Annotated in this window: 19 protein-coding genes; 7 read left to right on the plus strand and 12 right to left on the minus strand. The window is 73.0% G+C overall.

Translation table 11 applies throughout. The features are described from left to right. Nucleotides 1-33 precede the first annotated feature (33 nt). Both leuE and MXD57_RS24175 read right to left on the minus strand, forming a co-directional pair. Nucleotides 34-681 carry a leucine efflux protein LeuE gene (leuE, locus tag MXD57_RS24170; RefSeq protein WP_250403947.1) on the minus strand — a complete coding sequence of 216 codons (648 nt, stop codon included), beginning with the start codon at nt 679-681 and terminating at the stop codon, nt 34-36. A gap of 90 nt (nt 682-771) precedes the next feature. Next, on the minus strand, nt 772-2,352 hold the full coding sequence (locus tag MXD57_RS24175; protein WP_250403949.1) for an acyl-CoA mutase large subunit family protein: 1,581 nt from the start codon (nt 2,350-2,352) through the stop codon (nt 772-774). A gap of 81 nt (nt 2,353-2,433) precedes the next feature. Between MXD57_RS24175 and MXD57_RS24180 the strand changes: the two genes are divergently transcribed. Continuing rightward, complete coding sequence (locus tag MXD57_RS24180) at nt 2,434-3,300, plus strand: L,D-transpeptidase family protein (RefSeq protein ID WP_250403951.1); 867 nt, start codon at nt 2,434-2,436, stop codon at nt 3,298-3,300. Between the two features lie 189 nt (nt 3,301-3,489). Here the strand turns inward: MXD57_RS24180 and MXD57_RS24185 are convergent, their stop codons facing one another. From MXD57_RS24185 to MXD57_RS24210, 6 genes are all read right to left on the minus strand, one after another. Then, a complete protein-coding gene (locus MXD57_RS24185) occupies nt 3,490-4,629 on the minus strand; it encodes a hypothetical protein (RefSeq protein WP_250403953.1) in 1,140 nt (379 codons plus the stop codon). Continuing rightward, nucleotides 4,629-5,291 carry an RNA polymerase sigma factor gene (locus MXD57_RS24190; protein ID WP_250403955.1) on the minus strand — a complete coding sequence of 221 codons (663 nt, stop codon included), beginning with the start codon at nt 5,289-5,291 and terminating at the stop codon, nt 4,629-4,631. The genes MXD57_RS24185 and MXD57_RS24190 overlap by 1 nt, the downstream gene beginning before the upstream one ends. Before the next feature lie 262 nt (nt 5,292-5,553). Next, nucleotides 5,554-6,348 carry a hypothetical protein gene (locus MXD57_RS24195; protein ID WP_250403957.1) on the minus strand — a complete coding sequence of 265 codons (795 nt, stop codon included), beginning with the start codon at nt 6,346-6,348 and terminating at the stop codon, nt 5,554-5,556. A 120-nt stretch (nt 6,349-6,468) separates the two neighbouring features. Further along, nucleotides 6,469-7,104, minus strand: coding sequence for an RNA polymerase sigma factor (locus tag MXD57_RS24200; RefSeq protein ID WP_250403958.1), 636 nt, complete (start codon nt 7,102-7,104; stop codon nt 6,469-6,471). A gap of 64 nt (nt 7,105-7,168) precedes the next feature. Beyond that, nucleotides 7,169-7,642 (minus strand): hypothetical protein, encoded by a 474-nt coding sequence (locus MXD57_RS24205; RefSeq protein ID WP_250403959.1) that lies wholly within the window; start codon nt 7,640-7,642, stop codon nt 7,169-7,171. A gap of 182 nt (nt 7,643-7,824) precedes the next feature. Continuing rightward, complete coding sequence (locus MXD57_RS24210) at nt 7,825-8,331, minus strand: hypothetical protein (RefSeq protein WP_250403960.1); 507 nt, start codon at nt 8,329-8,331, stop codon at nt 7,825-7,827. A 209-nt stretch (nt 8,332-8,540) separates the two neighbouring features. Between MXD57_RS24210 and MXD57_RS24215 the strand changes: the two genes are divergently transcribed. Next, complete coding sequence (locus MXD57_RS24215; protein WP_250404017.1) at nt 8,541-11,147, plus strand: FG-GAP-like repeat-containing protein; 2,607 nt, start codon at nt 8,541-8,543, stop codon at nt 11,145-11,147. A gap of 159 nt (nt 11,148-11,306) precedes the next feature. Here MXD57_RS24215 and MXD57_RS24220 read toward each other — a convergent pair whose 3' ends face one another. From MXD57_RS24220 to MXD57_RS24235, 4 genes are all read right to left on the minus strand, one after another. Next, nucleotides 11,307-11,699, minus strand: coding sequence for a hypothetical protein (locus MXD57_RS24220; RefSeq protein ID WP_250403961.1), 393 nt, complete (start codon nt 11,697-11,699; stop codon nt 11,307-11,309). Between the two features lie 209 nt (nt 11,700-11,908). After that, the gene (locus MXD57_RS24225; RefSeq protein ID WP_250403962.1) at nt 11,909-12,466 is read right to left on the minus strand and encodes a hypothetical protein; all 558 of its coding nucleotides are present in this window, start codon (nt 12,464-12,466) and stop codon (nt 11,909-11,911) included. A 91-nt stretch (nt 12,467-12,557) separates the two neighbouring features. Beyond that, nucleotides 12,558-13,226 carry a DUF4328 domain-containing protein gene (locus tag MXD57_RS24230; protein WP_250403963.1) on the minus strand — a complete coding sequence of 223 codons (669 nt, stop codon included), beginning with the start codon at nt 13,224-13,226 and terminating at the stop codon, nt 12,558-12,560. 62 nt (nt 13,227-13,288) lie between these two features. Further along, the gene (locus MXD57_RS24235; protein WP_250403965.1) at nt 13,289-14,914 is read right to left on the minus strand and encodes a beta-N-acetylhexosaminidase; all 1,626 of its coding nucleotides are present in this window, start codon (nt 14,912-14,914) and stop codon (nt 13,289-13,291) included. 154 nt (nt 14,915-15,068) lie between these two features. Between MXD57_RS24235 and MXD57_RS24240 the strand changes: the two genes are divergently transcribed. The 5 genes from MXD57_RS24240 to MXD57_RS24260 all read left to right on the plus strand — a co-directional run bounded on the left by MXD57_RS24240 (nt 15,069) and on the right by MXD57_RS24260 (nt 19,239). Beyond that, entirely contained in the window at nt 15,069-15,629 is a 561-nt protein-coding gene (locus MXD57_RS24240) for a 2-oxo-4-hydroxy-4-carboxy-5-ureidoimidazoline decarboxylase (protein ID WP_250403967.1), read from the plus strand. Nucleotides 15,630-15,817: 188 nt separating this feature from the next. Next, nucleotides 15,818-16,198, plus strand: coding sequence for a succinate dehydrogenase, cytochrome b556 subunit (gene sdhC / locus MXD57_RS24245; RefSeq protein ID WP_308290908.1), 381 nt, complete (start codon nt 15,818-15,820; stop codon nt 16,196-16,198). Between the two features lie 5 nt (nt 16,199-16,203). After that, a complete protein-coding gene (locus MXD57_RS24250; RefSeq protein WP_250403969.1) occupies nt 16,204-16,686 on the plus strand; it encodes a succinate dehydrogenase hydrophobic membrane anchor subunit in 483 nt (160 codons plus the stop codon). Nucleotides 16,687-16,705: 19 nt separating this feature from the next. After that, the gene (sdhA, locus tag MXD57_RS24255; protein WP_250403971.1) at nt 16,706-18,460 is read left to right on the plus strand and encodes a succinate dehydrogenase flavoprotein subunit; all 1,755 of its coding nucleotides are present in this window, start codon (nt 16,706-16,708) and stop codon (nt 18,458-18,460) included. After that, nucleotides 18,460-19,239, plus strand: coding sequence for a succinate dehydrogenase iron-sulfur subunit (locus MXD57_RS24260; RefSeq protein WP_250403973.1), 780 nt, complete (start codon nt 18,460-18,462; stop codon nt 19,237-19,239). Before sdhA ends, MXD57_RS24260 begins: the two co-directional genes overlap by 1 nt.

The following is a 19,239-nucleotide window of genomic DNA, read 5'->3' on the forward strand; positions in this document are numbered from 1 at the left end:
GGCGTCCTCCCGGGCGGCCCGGCAGGACGGCCCTCAAGCGCTCGCCAGGGACAGCTTGACCGCGAAGCCGAGGAACAGGGCGCCCGCCGCCGAGGTGACCGTGGCCGACAGCCGCCTGCGGCGGCGGAAGGCGGCGGCGAGCCGGGTGCCGCCGAATATCAGCGCGCTCAGGTACAGGAAGCTGGCCGCCTGCGCGAAGGCGCCGAGGACGACGAAGGAGAGGGCCGGGTAGGCGTAGCCCGGGTCCACGAACTGCACGAAGAAGGCGACGAAGAACAGGATCGCCTTGGGGTTGAAGAGGCTGACGACGAACGCACGCCGGAACGGCCGCTCCTCGCCCTCGACGACGTCGGCGGTCTCCGCGACGGCCTCCCGCCGGGTCCGCCACATCTGCCCCGCGGCCCGCATCATCCCGATCGCCAGCCAGGTGAGATAGCCGGCGCCGGCGTACTTCACGATGCCGAACAGCACGGCGTTGGCCTGCAGCAGCGAGGCGACCCCGGCGGCGGAGAGCGTCATCAGCACGGTGTCCCCGCACCACACACCGGCGGCGGCCGTATAGCCGGACCGGACGCCGCGCCGGGCGGCGACGGAGAGGACGTAGAGCGAGTTGGGGCCGGGCAGCAGCACGATGAGGACGAGCCCCGCCAGATAGGTGGGCAGATCGATGACGCCGAACATGGCAAGGAGTGTCGCACGGGGGTACGACGGTCCGGCCGGGGGTCTCGAAGGGCGGGACGGGCGCGGGGCCGGCCGTCGGCGGACTCCGGCTCAGAAGGCGTCCGCGGGCACGTGGCTGCCCCAGACCGACCGCAGGGCGCCGCACACCTCGCCCACCGTCGCCCGGGCCCGCAGCGCTTCGCGCATCGGGTACAGGACGTTGTCCTCGCCCCGCGCGGCCTCCTTCAGCGCGGTCAGCGCCGCGTCCACCGCGCCCCCGTCCCGCTCGGCCCGCAGCCGGGCCAGCCGCTCCGCCTGCCGGGCCTCGATGGCCGGGTCCACGCGCAGCGGCTCGTAGGGCTCCTCCTCGTCGAGCCGGAAGCGGTTGACGCCGACCACCACCCGCTCACCGGACTCGGTCTCCTGGGCGATGCGGTACGCGTTCCGCTCGATCTCGGCCTTCTGGAAGCCCTGTTCGATCGCCGCCTCCGCGCCGCCCAGGTCCTCGACCCTGCGCATCAGGTCCAGCGCGGCCGCCTCCACGTCGTCGGTCAGCCGCTCCACCGCGTAGGAACCGGCGAAGGGGTCGACCGTGGCCGTCACGTCCGTCTCGTGCGCCAGCACCTGCTGGGTGCGCAGGGCCAGGCGGGCGCTCTTGTCCGTCGGCAGGGCGATCGCCTCGTCGAAGGAGTTGGTGTGCAGGGACTGGGTGCCGCCGAGGACGGCCCCGAGGGCCTGCACCGCGACCCGGACCAGGTTCACCTCCGGCTGCTGGGCGGTCAGCTCGACGCCCGCCGTCTGGGTGTGGAAGCGCAGCATCAGGGACCTGGGGTTCCGGGCACCGAAGTCCTCCCTCATCACCCGCGCCCAGATCCGGCGCGCCGCCCGGAACTTGGCGACCTCCTCCAGCAGCGTCGTGCGGGCCACGAAGAAGAACGAGAGGCGGGGCGCGAAGTCGTCCACGTCCATGCCCGCCGCCACGGCCGTGCGGACGTACTCGATGCCGTCGGCGAGGGTGAAGGCGATCTCCTGCGCGGGCGAGGCACCCGCCTCGGCCATGTGGTAGCCGGAGATGGAGATCGTGTTCCACCGGGGGATCTCGGCCCCGCAGTACTTGAAGATGTCCGCCGTCAGGCGCAGCGACGGCTTCGGCGGGAAGATGTACGTCCCGCGCGCGATGTACTCCTTCAGGACGTCGTTCTGGACGGTGCCGGTCAGCCGGTCCGCCGGTACGCCCTGCTCCTCCGCCACCAGTTGGTAGAGGAGCAGCAGTACGGCCGCCGGGGCGTTGATCGTCATCGACGTGGAGACCTGGTCCAGCGGGATGCCGTCGAACAGCACCCGCATGTCCTCGATCGAGTCGACGGCCACGCCGACCTTGCCGACCTCGCCGTGCGCCAGGGGCGCGTCCGAGTCGTGGCCCATCTGGGTGGGCAGGTCGAAGGCGACGGACAGACCGGTGGTGCCGTGGGCGATGAGCCGGCGGTAGCGGGCGTTGGACTCCGCCGCCGTGCCGAAGCCGGCGTACTGGCGCATGGTCCAGGGACGGCCGGTGTACATCGTCGGGTACACCCCGCGCGTGTAGGGGTACTCGCCCGGCTCGCCGAGCTTTCCGGCGGGGTCCCAGCCGGTCAGGTCGCCGGGTCCGTAGACCGGCTCGATCGGCAGCCCCGACTCCGACTCACGCGCCATGGATGCCTCCGCAGTACGTTCCGACACCTCCTCACCATGCCCCGTAGTTCGGCGGCGGTCACGCGGGGAAGCATCTCCGGCATGAGGATCCCGGGGAGATCTGCCGCCGCGCTCGCCGCACTCGTGTCGACCGCCGCGCTCGCCGCGCTCAGCGGCTGCACCGTGGAGCCCGCCGGCGCCGGGGGCGGGCACCACCTGCCGGTACGCATCGAGCTGCCGTCCAGCCGCTCCCCCACCGTCACCCGGTCGGCCGAGTCCGGCGGGACGGCCGGGTCCGGCGGCCGGTCCGCCCCGACCCCCTCCACCGGGCCCGCGCCCCGGGTGCTGTGGTCACCCGGCGACAGCGGTACGGGCGTGCGTGAACTGCAGGCACGGCTGCGCCAGGTCGACTGGCTCCTCGACGGGCCGACCGGGACGTACGACGATCTGACGGAGCGGGCCGTCAGCGGCTTCCAGGGCAAGCGCGGGCTGCCGCGGACCGGCGAACTGGACACCGTCACCTGGCGGCGGCTGCTGGGCATGACCCACCGGCCCGGCAGGTGGGAGCTGTACCTGATGGGCGGTCAGCCGGCCGACGCTCCCGACACGCGCTGTCTGACCGGGCGGGTGCTGTGCATCAGCAAGACCAGCCGGACCCTGCGCTGGATGGTCGACGGGCGCACGCTCGAGACGATGTCGGTCCGCTTCGGCAGCCAGTACACACCGACCCGCGAGGGTGTTTTCCGCGTCTACTGGAAGTCACGGCACCATGTGTCGACGCTCTACGACTCGCCCATGCCGTACGCCCTGTTCTTCAGTGGCGGTCAGGCGGTCCACTACTCCTACGACTTCGCGGCCCGGGGCTACGCGGGCGGGTCCCACGGATGCGTCAACGTACGGGACGAGGCGGCGATCGCCGCGCTGTTCGCTCAGGTGCGGGTGGGCGACCGGGTCGTCGTCCACCGGTGAGGGATGAGGGCGCGGGCGGGACCGGGGGAACGTGTCCCGCCCGCGCCATGTGCACGAGCCGTGGGTACGGGGGGAACCCCGGCTCAGTGCGACGGCCGATGACCAGTCGGCTCACTCATTACTGCGCCGAGGGGATCAGAAACGTCACACCTCTCGCGAAAAAAATTTCGCGGACGATGAATGCGCAGGTCAGAGCGGTGAGAACGAGGGGCTCGGCGAGGGGGCCGGAGCGAAGCCGTGCCGGCCGGGGGCCGGGGGCGCGTGGTCCGCCGGGGCGGGTGACACCGCCGCGCCACGGTACCGGCCGCCGTGGCGACCGTGCCCTCGTCCGTCCTCGTCGCCGCCCTGGCCGTTGTCGTCATCCTGGCCGGTGCCGCCCTTGCCCTGGCCGCCGCCCTTCTCACCCTGGCCCGAGTCGTCGCCCGACTCGTCGCCCGAGTCGTCGCCGGCGTTGTCGCCGCCGGTGGAGGGCCGGCCCGTCAGGACGGAGTCGCAGTACTTGCCGACCCGCGCGGCACCGCCCGCCAGGCCCTCCAGGGCCCGCCTGCGGCTGTTGCCCAGGTCCTTGCCGTCCCGGAGGTCACGGCAGGCCGTGCCCGCCTCCCGCCACCAGCTTCCGCCGGTCGCGCCGGGGGCGGCGGAGCCGGGCGCACCGCCCTTGTCGGTACCGGCGGTGGCCGCGCCCGAGGGGACACCGCCGGCGGACACGCCGGGGCTCCCGCCGGGGGTGCCCGTGCCGTCGCCGGGGCCCTGTGGGACCCGGGCGGAGGGGGAGACGCTCGGCCGCCCGTGGTTCTCGTCCTCGGAGACGGAGGCGGCGGGAGCCGGGCGGTCCTCCCGGAACGGGATGGGCAGCACTCCGCTGCCCGCGGCCACGGCGACCCCGCCGAGCGTGCCGACGGCCACCGCGGCGGCGAGCGTCAGCCGGACCGGTCGGGCCCAGCGCGGGCGGCGGGAGCGGCTTCCGGAACGGGCCGGGGCACCGATGCGGACCAGCCCCTCGCCGGTGCCGGCCGCACGGGGTGCGGGGCTCCCGCCGGGGGCGCCGTCGCCGAAGACGGCGGCGGTGCGCTCGGCCTCGGCCGCCTCGCGGGCCTTGCGGAACGCGGCCAGCGCCGCCTCCTCGCCGCGCAGTTCACCGTGCGCGTCGGGCGCCGGGACGGACAGCGCGCTCAGCGTTCGGGCGAGCTGTTCTGCCTGGTCACGGACGGCGGGGTCGAAGGACGCGGGCGACTCGCCGCGCAGCAGACGTTCCGCCGTCTCCCCGGTGAGCCACTCGCCGGGGGCCCGGGGGTCCTCCCCCGGAGAAACGCAGCGCTCGTCGGCCATCACATGTCCTTCTGCGTCCGCGGACGCGTATGCGTCACAGTGGCGGACGTCACCGCGCGGCCACGCGGTTCCCGCTGGAGCGGGAGCGCGTCGAGCACGCCCGCCGATTCCGGATCGCCGCCGAGCAGCTCCGCGAGCCGTTTCAGTCCCCTGTGCGCGGCGGTGCGCACGGCGCCCGCGCGCTTGCCGAGCGTCTCGGCCGCGGACTTGGCGTCGAGGCCCATCACCACGCGCAGCACGACCGCCTCGGCCTGGTCCTGCGGGAGCCGCGCGATGAGCGCGAGGGCGCCGTCGGTGGAGAGCGCCTCGATGGCCTCACCGGCCGTGTCCGAGTCGGCGGCCCGCCCGGTCAGTTCCGTTTCGTCGCCGCCGATGGCGGGGCGGCGCCCGCGCATCCGTATGTGGTCCAGTGCGCGGTTGCGGGCGATCCGGGCGGCCCAGCCGCGGAAGCGGTCCGCGTCGCCGCTGAACCGGTCCAGGTCCCGGGCGATCTGGAGCCACGCCTCGGACGCGACGTCCTCCGCGTCCGGATCGCCGACCAGAGTACGCACGTAACCCAGCAGTCTCGGCTGCACCGCGCGGTACACCGTACGGAAAGCGGTCTCGTCCCCGTCCTGTGCCGCACGCACCGCGGCGGTCAGCTCCGCGTCGTCCCCCAGCACCGCACTCCCTTTACGCCATGTCTTCGGTCCGGCGCGAAAGGCACGTTACGGCGAGAAACCCGCCCACGTCCATGTCTGTAGAAGATGCAACTAACTCGTGACACGTCGGTGGGCGACGGGGTGTGACAGAAAACGCACTCTTGGCGCTGAAGGAAGTACGGGCCGCCGAGCGGTCCGTGAAGCGCGACGGCCGGGGCCTCTCCTGTGGGGGGTGGCGGCCCCGGCCGTTGCCCTGACCCCGGACTTCCGCCCGGGGCGGGGGTCACTTCTTCCCCTCGGCCCTCTCGGGATCGGCCGCCTTGGGGCCCGAACCGCCGCCGCCGCGCGACGTGTCGGCCGTCGCGTGGTCCGAGCCGCCGCCCCCGCCACCCGCCGTGCCACCGGCCGTGCCGTTGCCGGGGTGGCTCGGCTGCGCGGAGGGCGTCGCCCGCGCGGCGCAGTACTCGGCCACGGCGTCCTCGCCGCCCGCGGCGGCGACGAGCCGCCGCCAGGCCGTCGCGTCCAGCGCCCTGCCCCGGCCCCGGACCTGTTCGTAGGCACGGCAGTGCGCGCGCATGTCCTCGGCGGTGCCGGGGTGGTGCGGACCGGCCGAGGGGGCCGCGGTGCGATCGGGGCCGGCGCTCTGCTGCCGGGGTGCCGTGCTCGCGGGCGGCGGGGTACGGGGCGGTCCGGTACCACCGCCGTCGTCGTCGTGCCCGTCGAACCCGGGGGCGCCCATCGTCGCGAAGGCGACGCCGCCCAGTGTGAGGCTCGCCAGGAACACGGAGAGCGTGGTCCGCACCGGGAGCCTCGCGCCGCGCGGGCGCCCGGGCCGCCAGTCGTCCCGGCGCCGGGTCCGCGCCCGCCGCTGCCCGGAGTCCCGGGCGGTGCGGAAGGCGGCCACGGCGCGCCGCTCGGCCTCGGGGTCGACCCCGCCGCTGCCGTCCCCGCGGAGCGCGGCGCCGACGCGGGCCTCGAACCCGGTGTCCGGACCGGCCGGCGCGGAGCCCAGGGCGGTGCCGCCGGGGTGCCCGCGCCGGCGGGCGGGCAGCCCCTCGCCGCTCAGCCGTTCACCCATGTTCGTTCCCGTCCCTGGTCGGCCCGCCGGATCCTCCGGTGAGCCTCGTGCCACTGCCTCTGCTGGTTCCGCCGCCGGCGCTGCTTCTGCCTTGTATGTACGGCGGCGGGCCGTCGCCGTTCACTTCGACTCCCCCAGCGTCCGGGGTCCGTCATCCGTCACAGCGCCGTCCGCGGCGCCCGGCCCGCCCAGTTGGCGGGCGAGCCGCTTCAGTCCGCGGTACGCGGCGGTGCGGACCGCGCCGGGGCGCTTGCCGAGCACCCGCGCCACGGAGGGGCCGTCGAGGCCGACGACCACCCGGAGCAGTACGGCCTCGGCCTGGTCGCGGGGCAGGGCGCGGACCAGTTCGAGGGCCTGCCGGGTGGAGATGGACTCCAGCGCCTGCTCATGCGTGCTGTGCGGTCCGGGCAGGTCCAGTACGTCCTGTTCGAGCGTCGCGGCCGCCCGGGGCCGAACCCGCTGTCTGCGCAGATGGTCCAGTGCCCGGTGGCGGGCGATGGTCGCGGTCCAGCCGCGGAACCCGGCGCCGTCGCCCTTGAACCGTCCCAGGTCGCGGGCTATCTCCAGCCAGGCGTCGGAGGCCACGTCCTCCGCGTCCTCGCCGACCAGACCGCGCAGGTAGCCGAGCAGGCCCGGCTGCACCATCCGGTACGCCGCCGCGAACGCGGCCTCGTCCCCGTCCTGGGCCCGCGCGACGGCAGCGCCCAGATCCCCGTCGTACGCCCGTACGCGGCGGGGTTCGCCTCCCTGGCCCAAGAACCGTCCTCGTCCGTACCGGGCCCGGGCCGTCCCCGAGCCCCAAGGTCATCAGCGCCGCAGCTCACAGATTTGTCACAGCGCGCGGCGCGTTCGCCGCGAGCCGTCGGGCGGCGGTCCTGCGCACCCGGCCGTGCAGGGTCAGGCAGAAGGTCTGCAGGGACTCCTCGGGGCCGCCCGCGTCGAAGCGGTTGACGACCTTGCCGAGCGGGTTCCAGACCCGCCCGTCCCCCATGCGCACCCCGGCCGGCTGCCCGAAGTACGCGCGCCGGCCGGCGTCGAAGTCCACCCACACCGCCCCCGCGCGGCGCACCAGCACCTCGCCGACGTACGCCCCCAGGCCGAGCAGGGTCTCGCGGGCCCGTTCCCGGTCGGCTCCGCCCTTGCGCAGTCCGTCGATCAGGAAGTCGACGAGCCGCAGGCTGCGCTCGGAGTAGTCCAGCGGCAGCCGGCCGCGGGCGGTGACCCGCGTGACGAGGGCGTCCGCCCGCGCCCGCATCTCCTCGGCGACCGACAGGCGTTCGCACACTTCCCGCATGGGACGGTTCCCCCTTGGCTCGGCTGTGGGGGGAACACCGGGCCGCGGTCCCCCGGTTGCTCAAGCGGAGGCGCACCCGCGAACATCACGGGCCGCGGAAGTGTCCATCGCCACACCCGGAAGTTCCCGGTGGCGTACAACCATGAGCGGCGCTCAGGCATCTGCGCCCGGGACGAGCGCGTTCAGGGCGCCGGTTCCGTGCTCGGCGGGACCGGGTCGACGCAGTCCACGAGGACCACGCGGTGTGCCGTGTCGACGTGGAACGAACCGGTGTAGCGCCCCTGGGTGACGGAGCGGTCGAGCCGGTCGCTGCGCCGCCACCGGGCCTCGCCGGGGAGGAACTCCACGATCTCCCCGGGCAGCCCCTGCGGAGCCTGCGCGACCGGGTCCTCCCCCAGGTCCTCGACGATCCCGGCGAAGGCCGCGGGCGCGAGTTCGACGACACCGACCAGCCGCACGTCCGTCGGCCCGGGCACCCGTCCGTCCCCGGCGTTCAGGACCACACCGCACCAGTGCACCCGCTCCGGCGTCCCGAAGGCGGGGAAGCGCCTCTCGATCGGCGCCGGGTCGGACCGTACGGAACACCGGTCCTGCCCGGCCGCGCCGTCGTCGGGCGAGGCGCACGCGGTGAGCGCGGCGAGCGCGGCCGACACCCCTGCTCCCGCGGCGAGTACGCGTATGTGTCCCATTGCCGACCACTCCATCCGCTCGTGCGCACCGGACCGTTCCCGCATCTGTGACGTTCGACGCCCACCGGGCGCTGAACAGGTGTCACCTGTGTGGCAGGCGATGTCACCGTGTTCATTCTCTAGGGGTGGGACAGTTGAGTCCTCGCAGGACCCATGCGTACAAACCGCTCAGCCTCAGGCGACGGGCGTGGCTGACGCTCGGAGCCGTGGTGCTGGGCGGTGCCGGGGCGGTCACCTACGCGGTCGCGGACCCGGGCGCGCACGACGACGGCAAGGGCGCGGGCCGCAGGGCCTCCGTGCACACAGTGAAGCTGGCGGACCAGGGTGGGGGCCGCCGCGGGCTGGGCAAGCGGGACACCGAGCGGTTCAGCGCCGCGATGCTCACGTGGGACGACGAGCGGTCCGAGCTGAAGGGCACACCGGAAATCCGCTACCGCTCCCGGGAGACCGGGACGTGGTCGGACTGGGCGAAGCTGCCCGACGACCCGTTCTCCGCCGACGGCGCCGAGGGCGCGCGGGCCAAGGCGCGCGGCGGCACGGGGTCCATGTGGACGGGCGACGCGGACGGCGTGGCGGTCCGGGTGGTCGACGCCGACGGCACCACGACCTCCGGGCTGCCGGCCGGGATGGACGTCAAGCTGCTCGACCCGGGCACGGACCCCGCGGGCAGCCCGGAGCCGGCCGCGTTCGCCGCGGAGACCACGTCACCGGAACCGTCCGGCTCGTCGTCACCGGCGGACTCCCCGGCGCCCGGTGACTCGGCGTCGGCCCCGGACACCTCGTCCCCCTCGCCCTCGGTGTCCGACTCCACCGGCGTGTCCGCCTCGCCGTCGGTGTCCGACTCGGTCTCCCCGTCCCCGTCGAGCACCGTCCCGGAGCCGCGCCCGTCCACGGTCGTCAAGCCGCCGGTCGTCACGCAGGCCGAGTGGGGCGCCTCCACGGACTACGACGGCACCCCGAGCTACGGCACGGAGATCAAGGCCGCCGTCATCCACCACACCGGTGTCGACAGCGACAACGCGGTGTCCTGCGCCGACTCGCGGGCCCGGATGCGCACGATCCAGCAGGAGCACTTCTCCCGCGGCTACTACGACATCGGCTACAACTTCGTCGTCGACCGCTGCGGCCAGATCTTCGAGGGCCGCAGCGGCGGCATGGACCTGCCGGTGGTGGGCGCTCACGACATCGGGTTCAACACGAACACGCTCGGCATCTCCTACATCGGCAACTACATGTCGGCGCACCCGTCCCGGGCCGCGCTCGACTCGATCGCCCGGATCGTGGCGTGGAAGTTCGGCATGTACGGCATCGACCCGACCGGCAAGGTCACGCTGACCTCCGGCAGCCCCAAGGGCCAGGACGGCAACCTGGTCGACACGGGCGAGGAGATCACCCTGCCCCGGGTCTTCGGGCACCGGAACACCAACTCCACCCTCTGCCCCGGCGACAACCTCTACGCGAAGCTGCCGCTGATCGCCGCGCTGGCCAGGACCCCCGGCATCTCGCACGCGCTGCCGACCTCCGACCGCGACCGGGACGGTCTGGCCGACCTGGTGGCGGGCACCCCCAAGGCCAACTCGGTGACGGTCGTGCCGGGCGGGGTCGACGGCCCGGTCCCCGCCGGGAAGCTCACGCTCACCCAGAGCAGCCCGGGCGTCCCCGGCGCCTCCGAGTCCGGTGACGGCTTCGGCGCCGCCACCGCATGGGGCGACGTCAACGGCGACGGCTACGCCGACCTCGCGATCGGCGTGCCCGGCGAGGACGACACCAGCGGCCACGCCGACCGGGGCGCGGTCACCGTCATGTACGGGCCCGCCCTCGACTCCGGCTTCTCGTACACCACGTCGGGCGGCGTCACGGCGACCGGCGCCAAGCTCGGCTCCACCGTCGCGGTCGGCGACTTCGACGCCGACGGCAAGGCGGACGTCTTCTCGGCCGGCACCGGCGCGGGCGGCAACTGGAACGTCCGGCTGACCGGGGGCGCCACCACCTCCGGCACGCTGACCACCGCCACCGGCTCCATCGCTCAACTGGACGCCACGACCGGCGACTTCAACCGGGACGGCTACGCCGACGTCGCCCTCAACTACCGGGACGCGGGCGGTGTCGGCCGTGTCGTGCGGTTCGCCGGCTCGGCGGCGGGCCTGACCAAGGCGGGCGTCCTCTCGGTCAAGGGCGGCCGGTCGGTCGCCGCCGGTGACGTGGACGGCGACGGCTACGACGACATCGTCATCGGCCAGCCGTACACGAGCGAGTCCGGGGGCAGGCAGGGCGGCCAGGTCACCCTGGTGCGGGGCTCCTCCACCGGGTTCACCACCACCGGCATGACCACCATTCACCAGGGCACCTCCGGCGTCCCCGGCGCCGACGAGTCCCGCGACGCGATGGGCGCCTCCGTCTCGATCGGCGACTACAACGGCGACGGCTACCCGGACGTCCTGACCGGCCTGCCCGGTGAGGACCTCACCCGGAGCGGCACCGACCGGCCCAACGCGGGTGCGGCGCTCCTGATCAAGGGCAGCGCCTCCGGACTCACGGGCTCCGGCGCGATCGCGGTCTCGCAGGAGACCTCGGGCATTCCGGGCGTCGCCGAGAAGAGCGACAAGTTCGGCTCGTCGGTGTCCCTGGCCGACCTGTCCGGGTACGGGCGCGCCGACCTGGCGTTCGGCGCGGCGGGCGAGGACAGCGGCAACGGCCTGCTGACGTACCTGCCGAGCAACGGCTCCGGCCTCGGCTTCAGCCAGGCCGTCGCCTTCGGCAGGACGACGCTGGGTCTGCCGACGGGCGCCCGGATCGGCGAGACGCTGACGCCGTGACCCGCTGAGTCCCCCGGCCGCACCGTGCCCCGCCAGGCAGGTGCGGCCGGGGCCGTGTACCGGCCGGGATCCCACCACGCGGGGGGCCCGGCCGACGCGTGTCCCCGGGAGCCGGTACGCGGCGCCGCACCCGTCGGTACCGCGCCGCGCCCGGCGCCGTCAGTCGGCCGGCCCGCTCGTGGCGTCCCGGCACAGCAGGCGCAGGGAGCCCTGGCCGGCGTAGGCGCGGCGGGCCTCGTCGATGGGGTCCCACAGGCGGCCGTCGGGCGTGCGGATCCAGTGCTCGCCGCCGGACGACCACCACTCGGCGCCGCCGCGGCGCACGACGACCTCACCGGCGTAGGCGCCGAAGCCGCGCAGGGCGTGCTCGACCGCCGCGTACGGCGGCCCCTCGCGGCGGATGCCGTCGATCACCCGGTCCACCCGCCACAGGCTCTGCACCGAGTAGTCGAGCCTGAGCCGTGCCCCCTCGCGCAAGGCCGCCACCGTGTCCGCGGCCCAGCGGGCGGGCTTGGCCGCGGCCTGCGGCCGGGTCTCCTGCTGTGCTGTCACGTAGTGCGCTGTCACACAGGGGAAAGCGGGCCGCACGGCGCATCCGTCACAGTGATCCGGTCGGCTTCGCGCAACCGGCGCGGGACCGCTCCACCGCGGCCGCGGGACGGACACAGGACTCTCCCGGCGCCGGGGGCGACGGCGGGCCGTCCCCTGGCGGCGGTCCGGCCGGCCACGGCCACCCGGGGCCGGCGCTCCGGTACGGCGGTTCAGCCGCGGCCGCGGGCCCGGCGGGAGACGACGGCGCTCAGCACCCGGCGCCCCTCGACCGACACGTCCAGGGCGCGGCGCAGGCCGTTCGTGCCGTGCTCGGCGAGCAGTTCCAGGACGACGGTCTGGCGGCGCAGCTCGGCCGCCACGAGCGGGGGCAGCCCCTCGGCGTCCCCGGTACGGCCGGCCTCCACGTCGCCGGAGTCGTCCGGGCCCTCCGCGGCGGGGTCGAGGAGACGGTGGATGCGCAGGGAGGCGACGGAGCAGGCGTCCGCCCAGGCGCGTACCGCCTCGGCGGTGCGCTCGGCCGGGGCCTCGTCCAGCATGCGGTGGGCGAGCCGCGCGGCCTCGTCCTCGTCGGAGTCCTCCGGGCCGAGGGCACCGCGCGCCTTCTCCAGGCCACCGGTCCAGTCCGAGCCCTCGGCGACGCTCGCCCACAGCGGGCGCAGCACCTCGTCGTCACCGCCCAGCAGGGGCACGCACCGGTCCAAACAAGCCAGCCCGCTCACGGCCAGCCCCCGTTCGCCGGCCTGCGCGATCAGTTCCACCAGGCTCATGGAAGCCTCCCTCGCCGGGGCACCGCCTTTACGGAGCCCGCACTTCCCCTTACTGCGTGCAACGGGCCGAGGGTGTCACAGACGAAGCTTTTCAGCCAAGTGCCGAGACGAAGACGGGACCGGCCAGGACCCTGTTCCGCTGCATGCGGGTCAGCCTGAGGACGACCAGCACGGCGAGGACCGCGGCCGCGGCGTCGAGGGCGTCGGCGACCAGCATCTGACGCAGGGCGCTGCGCCAGCCCACCGCGCCCCGGGCCGTGTGGGACACGCCTTGCGCCACCCGGTCGGCGAAGAGCGACACGATCCACAGCGTCCACCAGGAGTTGACCAGGCCGTGACCGGGCCGGTCGGCCCAGGCGGCGCTGGCGTCCCAGGTGTCGAGGGTGACGCGGCGCGGGAACCACAGGTTCACGACCGGACAGAACCAGCTCCCGATCGCCCAGCCGCGCGACTTGCTGTGCATGGCGGCGTCGAAGACCTCGGCGTTGACCCGGACCCGGTGGAACCAGCACAGGAACACGACCGCCGTCGCGAGCAGGGCGAGGGACTGGACGGCGCCGGACGCCTCGTGGAGGGCGTGGGCCCGCTCGCCGCGGCGGAGCGCGGCCTCGCCGTCGATTCCGTTCAGGATGTCGTCGGCGACCCGGATCTCGAGCACTTCGGTCCAGATGGCGAACAGGTCGGCGGCGACGACCAGCCCGAGCAGTGCGACGGTGGCACGGCCGAGGCCCAGTGGTGAGCGCAGGCGTGCTGCGGACATGATCGAGACCCCCGTGCCCCCGTGTGATGCGGTACGCGGAAGATACCGCGCCCGGCGGCCGCTCAGCCCAGCCGGTCCGCCAGCGCCTTGAACTCGGCCCAGGACAGCTCGGGCCTGCCCGGGTCCCACAGCTTCTGCACGGTGGCCCGGAGCGGCATCCGGATGCCGGCGGCCACCTGTGCCTCGGTCTGGGCGCCCGGGATGTCGCTCCACACGGCGAACGAGCCGCCGCGGATCTGCCCGTCGTAGCTCGACGGGACGGCGGTCGTGCCGCGCAGCACGCGCGGGTTCCACTGCTCGTAGATCCGCTGCCCGGTCGGGTAGACGAAGGTCTGCGGCTGGCCGAGGACGTAGTACAGGAACTCGTCGTTGTAGTTGAGGACCTTGCGGCCGTCGCGCAGGTACTCCACCGGCTGCCGGGCGCCGATCTCCTTGCCGGTCCAGTAGGCGACCTGGAGGTCGTCGGCGGGCCGCACGGAGGTGTTCCGGAAGAAGCCGTCGTTCCAGGCCCGCATGGTCCGGTGGTGGGCGCGTACGGTGGCGGCGCGGTCGTTGAGCCAGCCGGTGGCGAGGTCGGCGACGGTCGCGCCGGAGCCGTACTTCCGCCGGGCGGCGGCCGCGAGCTGCGGGTAGGAGGCCTGCGGGTCCGACACCGTCAGCGCCTGGTACTCGTCGCCGCCGAGGTGCCACTGGCCGCCCGGGAAGACCCCGGCGAACTCGTTCAGCAGGTCGTCGACGATCTTGGCTGAACCGGCCTTGGAGATGTCGATCGCACCGCGCGTGGCGACCCCGTTCGCGTTGCGGAGCTGCAGGTCGGGGTGGGGGGCCATGACCGCGCCCAGGTGGCCCGGCGAGTCGATCTCGGGCACGACCGTGATGTGCCGGCTCTTCGCCAGGTCCACGATCCGCTTGACCTGCGCCTTGGTCAGATGGTCCTTGGAGACGATCTCGGGATGGCTGCTGGACTCGATCCGGAAGGCCTGGTCGTCGGAGAAGTGCAGTCCCAGCTCGTTGAACTTCAGGTCGCCCAGTTCGCGTATCCGGTCCTCGATCCAGGACGCGCTGTACGGCTTGCGGGCTATGTCCAGGTTGAAGCCGCGCACCGGCTTGGCGGGCCGGTCGCGCACGACGCCCTCCGGTGCCGTGCCGCCGCCGTGGACCTCCTGCTTGAGGGTGCGGGTGCCGTAGAACACGCCGCTCTCACCCGGCCCGCTTATGTCGACCCGGCCGTCGCGGACCGTCATGGTGTACGACTCCGGGTCGCCGCCCCGCGCGCCCAGCGAGAGGCGGACGTCCCCGGCCCGCTCGTCGTCCTTCTCCCCGGCGTACGTCAGCCCCAGTTCACCGGCCGTCAGCCGGCCCTCGTCGGCCAGCGACGGATCGCTCACCAGCACCCGCCCGCCCTTCTCCGGGCGCCAGCCGGGGCCGTGCGCCGCGGTGTGGGAGGCGACCGCGGGTATGGTGCGCGGCGCCCGGGAGAGCGGATAGGAGCGGCTGGGCGACGGGCTGCTCGGCGCCCGGCCGGACGGGGCCTGCGCCACGTCCCCGGCCGGTCTTCCGCCGGTGTCCGCCGAGGCCCACACGCCGACGCCCACACCGAGCGCGACCGTCCCCGCGAAAGCCGCGGCGACCACCGCCCGCTTCCGCCTCACCTGCTGCGCCGACGCCCGGCGCCTGTGCTGGGTCACTCAGCCAACGTACGACCGTTCGGCCCCGCACCCGTCATCGGGGCGTTCCGAAACTCTTCCGTACGGGTGAAATTCAGATACCCGTCGGACACACTGTGACCACGCTCGATAACGTAGCGGCACAGCCTTCACAAGATCCCCTGCCACATCACCCGTGACGCGAGGACCCACGCTGCCTGCGCACCGTCTCCCGTACCTCCCCACCCCGCTGGACGCCTTCAACGCCGCCCCCGCCGACGAGGCGGGCGCGATGCTGCTGCGCTGCCTGCGCAGTCCTCGCTGGTCCGGGCGGGTCGCCGAACACCGGCCCTATCCCGACCTGGACGCCCTGCTGGCGGCCGCGGACGAGGCGGCGTACGACCTGCCCGCGGCCGATCTGGCCGGGGCCCTGGCGGGCGAGCCGCTGCCCGAGCTGCCGGAGGACACCTACCAGGCGGCGCACATGGCGCTGAGCGCGGCGCACGCGGCCTACGAGGCGAAATTCGGGCACGCGTTCGTCATCCATCTGGGCGACATCCCGGACTACGAGGTCATCGACCGCGCCCTGGAGGGCATCCGGTCACGATTGGCGAACGATCCCGAGGAGGAGCGGGTCACGGCGGCGGAGGAACTGCGGCGCCTGGCGAGGCACCGGCTGACGGCGTTCCTGGCGGGCCCGGCGCCCCGCCCGCCGAGTGGCGCGACCAGCCACAACACGCCCGCTTCCGGGATATGACCGCACGTACCACCCGAATGCCGCACCCCTAGCCCGTCCGGTGCCACTTTGATCACACAAGTAGGCCCCCCGTAAGCCTCACCGCGCCGCATGGATACGATGCTGAGGGCCGGTGGACCGTACCCGGCCGGGCCCGACCGACAGTGAAGCCGGCGCGGCCCTAGTCCCCGCTCCCGGAGGGTTCTTCCGTGCCGGCTGGAACGCTGTACCGCGGACGGGAAGGAATGTGGTCCTGGGTGGCTCACCGAGTCACCGGCGTCCTCATCTTCTTCTTCCTGTTCGTGCATGTGCTGGACACCGCACTCGTCCGTGTCTCCCCCGAGGCCTACGACAAGGTCGTGGCGACCTACAAGACGCCGATCGTCGCGCTGCTGGAGTACGGCCTCGTCGCCGCCATCCTCTTCCACGCGCTCAACGGCCTGCGCGTCATCGCCGTCGACTTCTGGTCCAAGGGCCCGCGCTACCAGAAGCAGATGTTCTGGACCGTGATGGGCGTCTGGATCGTCCTGATGATCGGCGCGCTCTACCCGGTCCTCGGCCACGCCGCTCGTGCCCTGTTCGGGAGCTGACACTCATGTCCACGACTGAAACCCCCGCGTCCGGAGTCGGCCCCGTCGAGGGCGCCGCCGTGTACTCCGCCGACGACCCCGCCCCGCTGATCGAGGCGCCGCGCAGGCGGACCAAGAAGACCCCCAGGTCCACCCGGGGCAACTTCGAGCTGGCCGCCTGGCTGTTCATGCGCCTGTCCGGCGTCGTGCTGGTCGTCCTCGTCATCGGCCACCTGCTGATCCAGCTCGTCCTGGACGGCGGCGTCTCCAAGATCGGCTTCGCCTTCGTGGCCGGCCGCTGGGCGTCCCCGTTCTGGCAGGTCTGGGACCTGCTGATGCTGTGGCTCGCGATGCTGCACGGCGCCAACGGCCTGCGCACGGTCATCAACGACTACGCCGAGCGCCCGAACACCCGGCTGTGGCTGAAGGCTCTGCTCTACACCGCCACGGTGTTCACGATCCTGCTCGGCACGCTGGTGATCTTCACCTTCGACCCGAACATCCGCTAGGCACGGGGCTGCGAGAATCATGAAGATCCACAAGTACGACACAGTCATCGTCGGCGCCGGCGGCGCCGGCATGCGCGCGGCCATCGAGTCGACGAAGCGCAGCCGCACCGCGGTCCTGACCAAGCTCTACCCCACCCGCTCCCACACGGGCGCCGCGCAGGGCGGCATGGCCGCCGCGCTGGCCAACGTGGAGGAGGACAACTGGGAGTGGCACACCTTCGACACGGTCAAGGGCGGTGACTACCTGGTCGACCAGGACGCCGCGGAGATCCTGGCGAAGGAGGCCATCGACGCCGTCCTCGACCTGGAGAAGATGGGCCTGCCGTTCAACCGGACGCCCGACGGGACGATCGACCAGCGCCGCTTCGGCGGTCACTCCCGCAACCACGGCGAGGCCCCGGTCCGCCGGTCCTGCTACGCCGCGGACCGCACCGGCCACATGATCCTCCAGACGCTGTACCAGAACTGCGTCAAGGAGGGCGTGGAGTTCTTCAACGAGTTCTACGTCCTGGACCAGCTCATCACCGAGGTCGACGGCGTCAGGAAGTCGGCCGGCGTGGTGGCGTACGAGCTGGCGACCGGCGAGATCCACATCTTCCAGGCGAAGGCCGTGATCTACGCCTCCGGCGGCACCGGCAAGTTCTTCCGGGTGACCTCCAACGCGCACACCCTCACCGGTGACGGCCAGGCCGCCGTCTACCGCCGGGGCCTGCCGCTGGAGGACATGGAGTTCTTCCAGTTCCACCCGACCGGCATCTGGCGCATGGGCATCCTCCTCACCGAGGGTGCGCGCGGCGAGGGCGGCATCCTCCGCAACAAGGACGGCGAGCGCTTCATGGAGAAGTACGCGCCGGTCATGAAGGACCTCGCGTCCCGTGACGTCGTCTCCCGCTCCATCTACACGGAGATCCGCGAGGGCCGCGGCTGCGGTCCCGAGGGCGACCACGTCTACCTGGACCTCACCCACCTGCCGCCGGAGCAGCTCGACGCCAAGCTCCCGGACATCACCGAGTTCGCGCGGACCTACCTCGGTATCGAGCCCTACACGGACCCGATCCCGATCCAGCCGACCGCGCACTACGCCATGGGCGGCATCCCGACCAACGTCGAGGGCGAGGTCCTGGCGGACAACACCACCGTCGTCCCCGGCCTCTACGCGGCCGGCGAGGTGGCCTGCGTGTCGGTGCACGGCGCCAACCGCCTGGGCACCAACTCGCTGCTGGACATCAACGTGTTCGGCCGGCGCGCGGGCATCGCCGCCGCCGAGTACTCGGCGAGGGCAGACTTCGTCGAGCTGCCGGCGGACCCGGAGTCGCTCGTCGTCGAGCAGATCGAGCGGCTGCGCACCTCCACCGGCAGCGAGCGGGTGGCCGCCATCCGTCGTGAGCTGCAGGAGACCATGGACGCCAACGTCATGGTGTTCCGCACCGAGCAGACGATCAAGACGGCCGTCGAGAAGATCGCCGAGCTGCGCGAGCGCTACAAGAACGTGGCGATCCAGGACAAGGGCAAGCGGTTCAACACGGACCTCCTCGAGGCGATCGAGCTGGGCAACCTGCTCGAACTGGCCGAGGTCATGGCCGTCTCGGCGCTCGCCCGCAAGGAGTCCCGCGGCGGTCACTACCGCGAGGACTACCCGAACCGCGACGACGTCAACTTCATGCGGCACACCATGGCGTACCGCGAGGTCGGCGACGACGGTTCGGAAACCGTCCGTCTCGACTACAAGCCGGTCGTCCAGACCCGCTACCAGCCGATGGAGCGTAAGTACTGATGGCTACCCCTGTTCTGGACAAGGCGGACGCGGCCGGCCAGCCCGAGCCCGGCTTCGCCGACTCCCCCTACATCACCGTCACCTTCCGGATCCGCCGCTTCAACCCGGAGGTCTCGGCGGAGGCGGTCTGGGAAGACTTCCAGCTCGAGATCGACCCCAAGGAGCGCGTCCTCGACGGTCTGCACAAGATCAAGTGGGACATCGACGGCACCCTGACGTTCCGCCGTTCCTGCGCCCACGGCATCTGCGGCTCCGACGCGATGCGGATCAACGGCAAGAACCGCCTCGCGTGCAAGACGCTGATCAAGGACATCAACCCCGAGAAGCCGATCACGGTCGAGCCCATCAAGGGCCTCACGGTCCTGAAGGACCTGGTCGTGGACATGGAGCCGTTCTTCCAGGCGTACCGGGACGTCATGCCCTTCCTCGTCACGAAGGACACGAACGAGCCCACGCGCGAGCGTCTGCAGTCCGCCGAGGACCGCGAGCGCTTCGACGACACCACGAAGTGCATCCTCTGCGCCGCGTGCACGTCGTCCTGCCCGGTGTTCTGGAACGACGGCCAGTACTTCGGTCCGGCCGCGATCGTGAACGCCCACCGCTTCATCTTCGACAGCCGTGACGAGGCGGGCGAGCAGCGCCTGGAGATCCTCAACGACCGCGACGGCGTGTGGCGCTGCCGCACGACCTTCAACTGCACGGACGCCTGCCCGCGCGGTATCGAGGTCACCAAGGCGATCCAGGAAGTCAAGCGCGCGCTGATCACGCGCCGCTACTGA

The organism is Streptomyces cellostaticus, from assembly GCF_023630175.1.
GTDB classification, from domain to species: Bacteria; Actinomycetota; Actinomycetes; order Streptomycetales; family Streptomycetaceae; genus Streptomyces; species Streptomyces cellostaticus_A.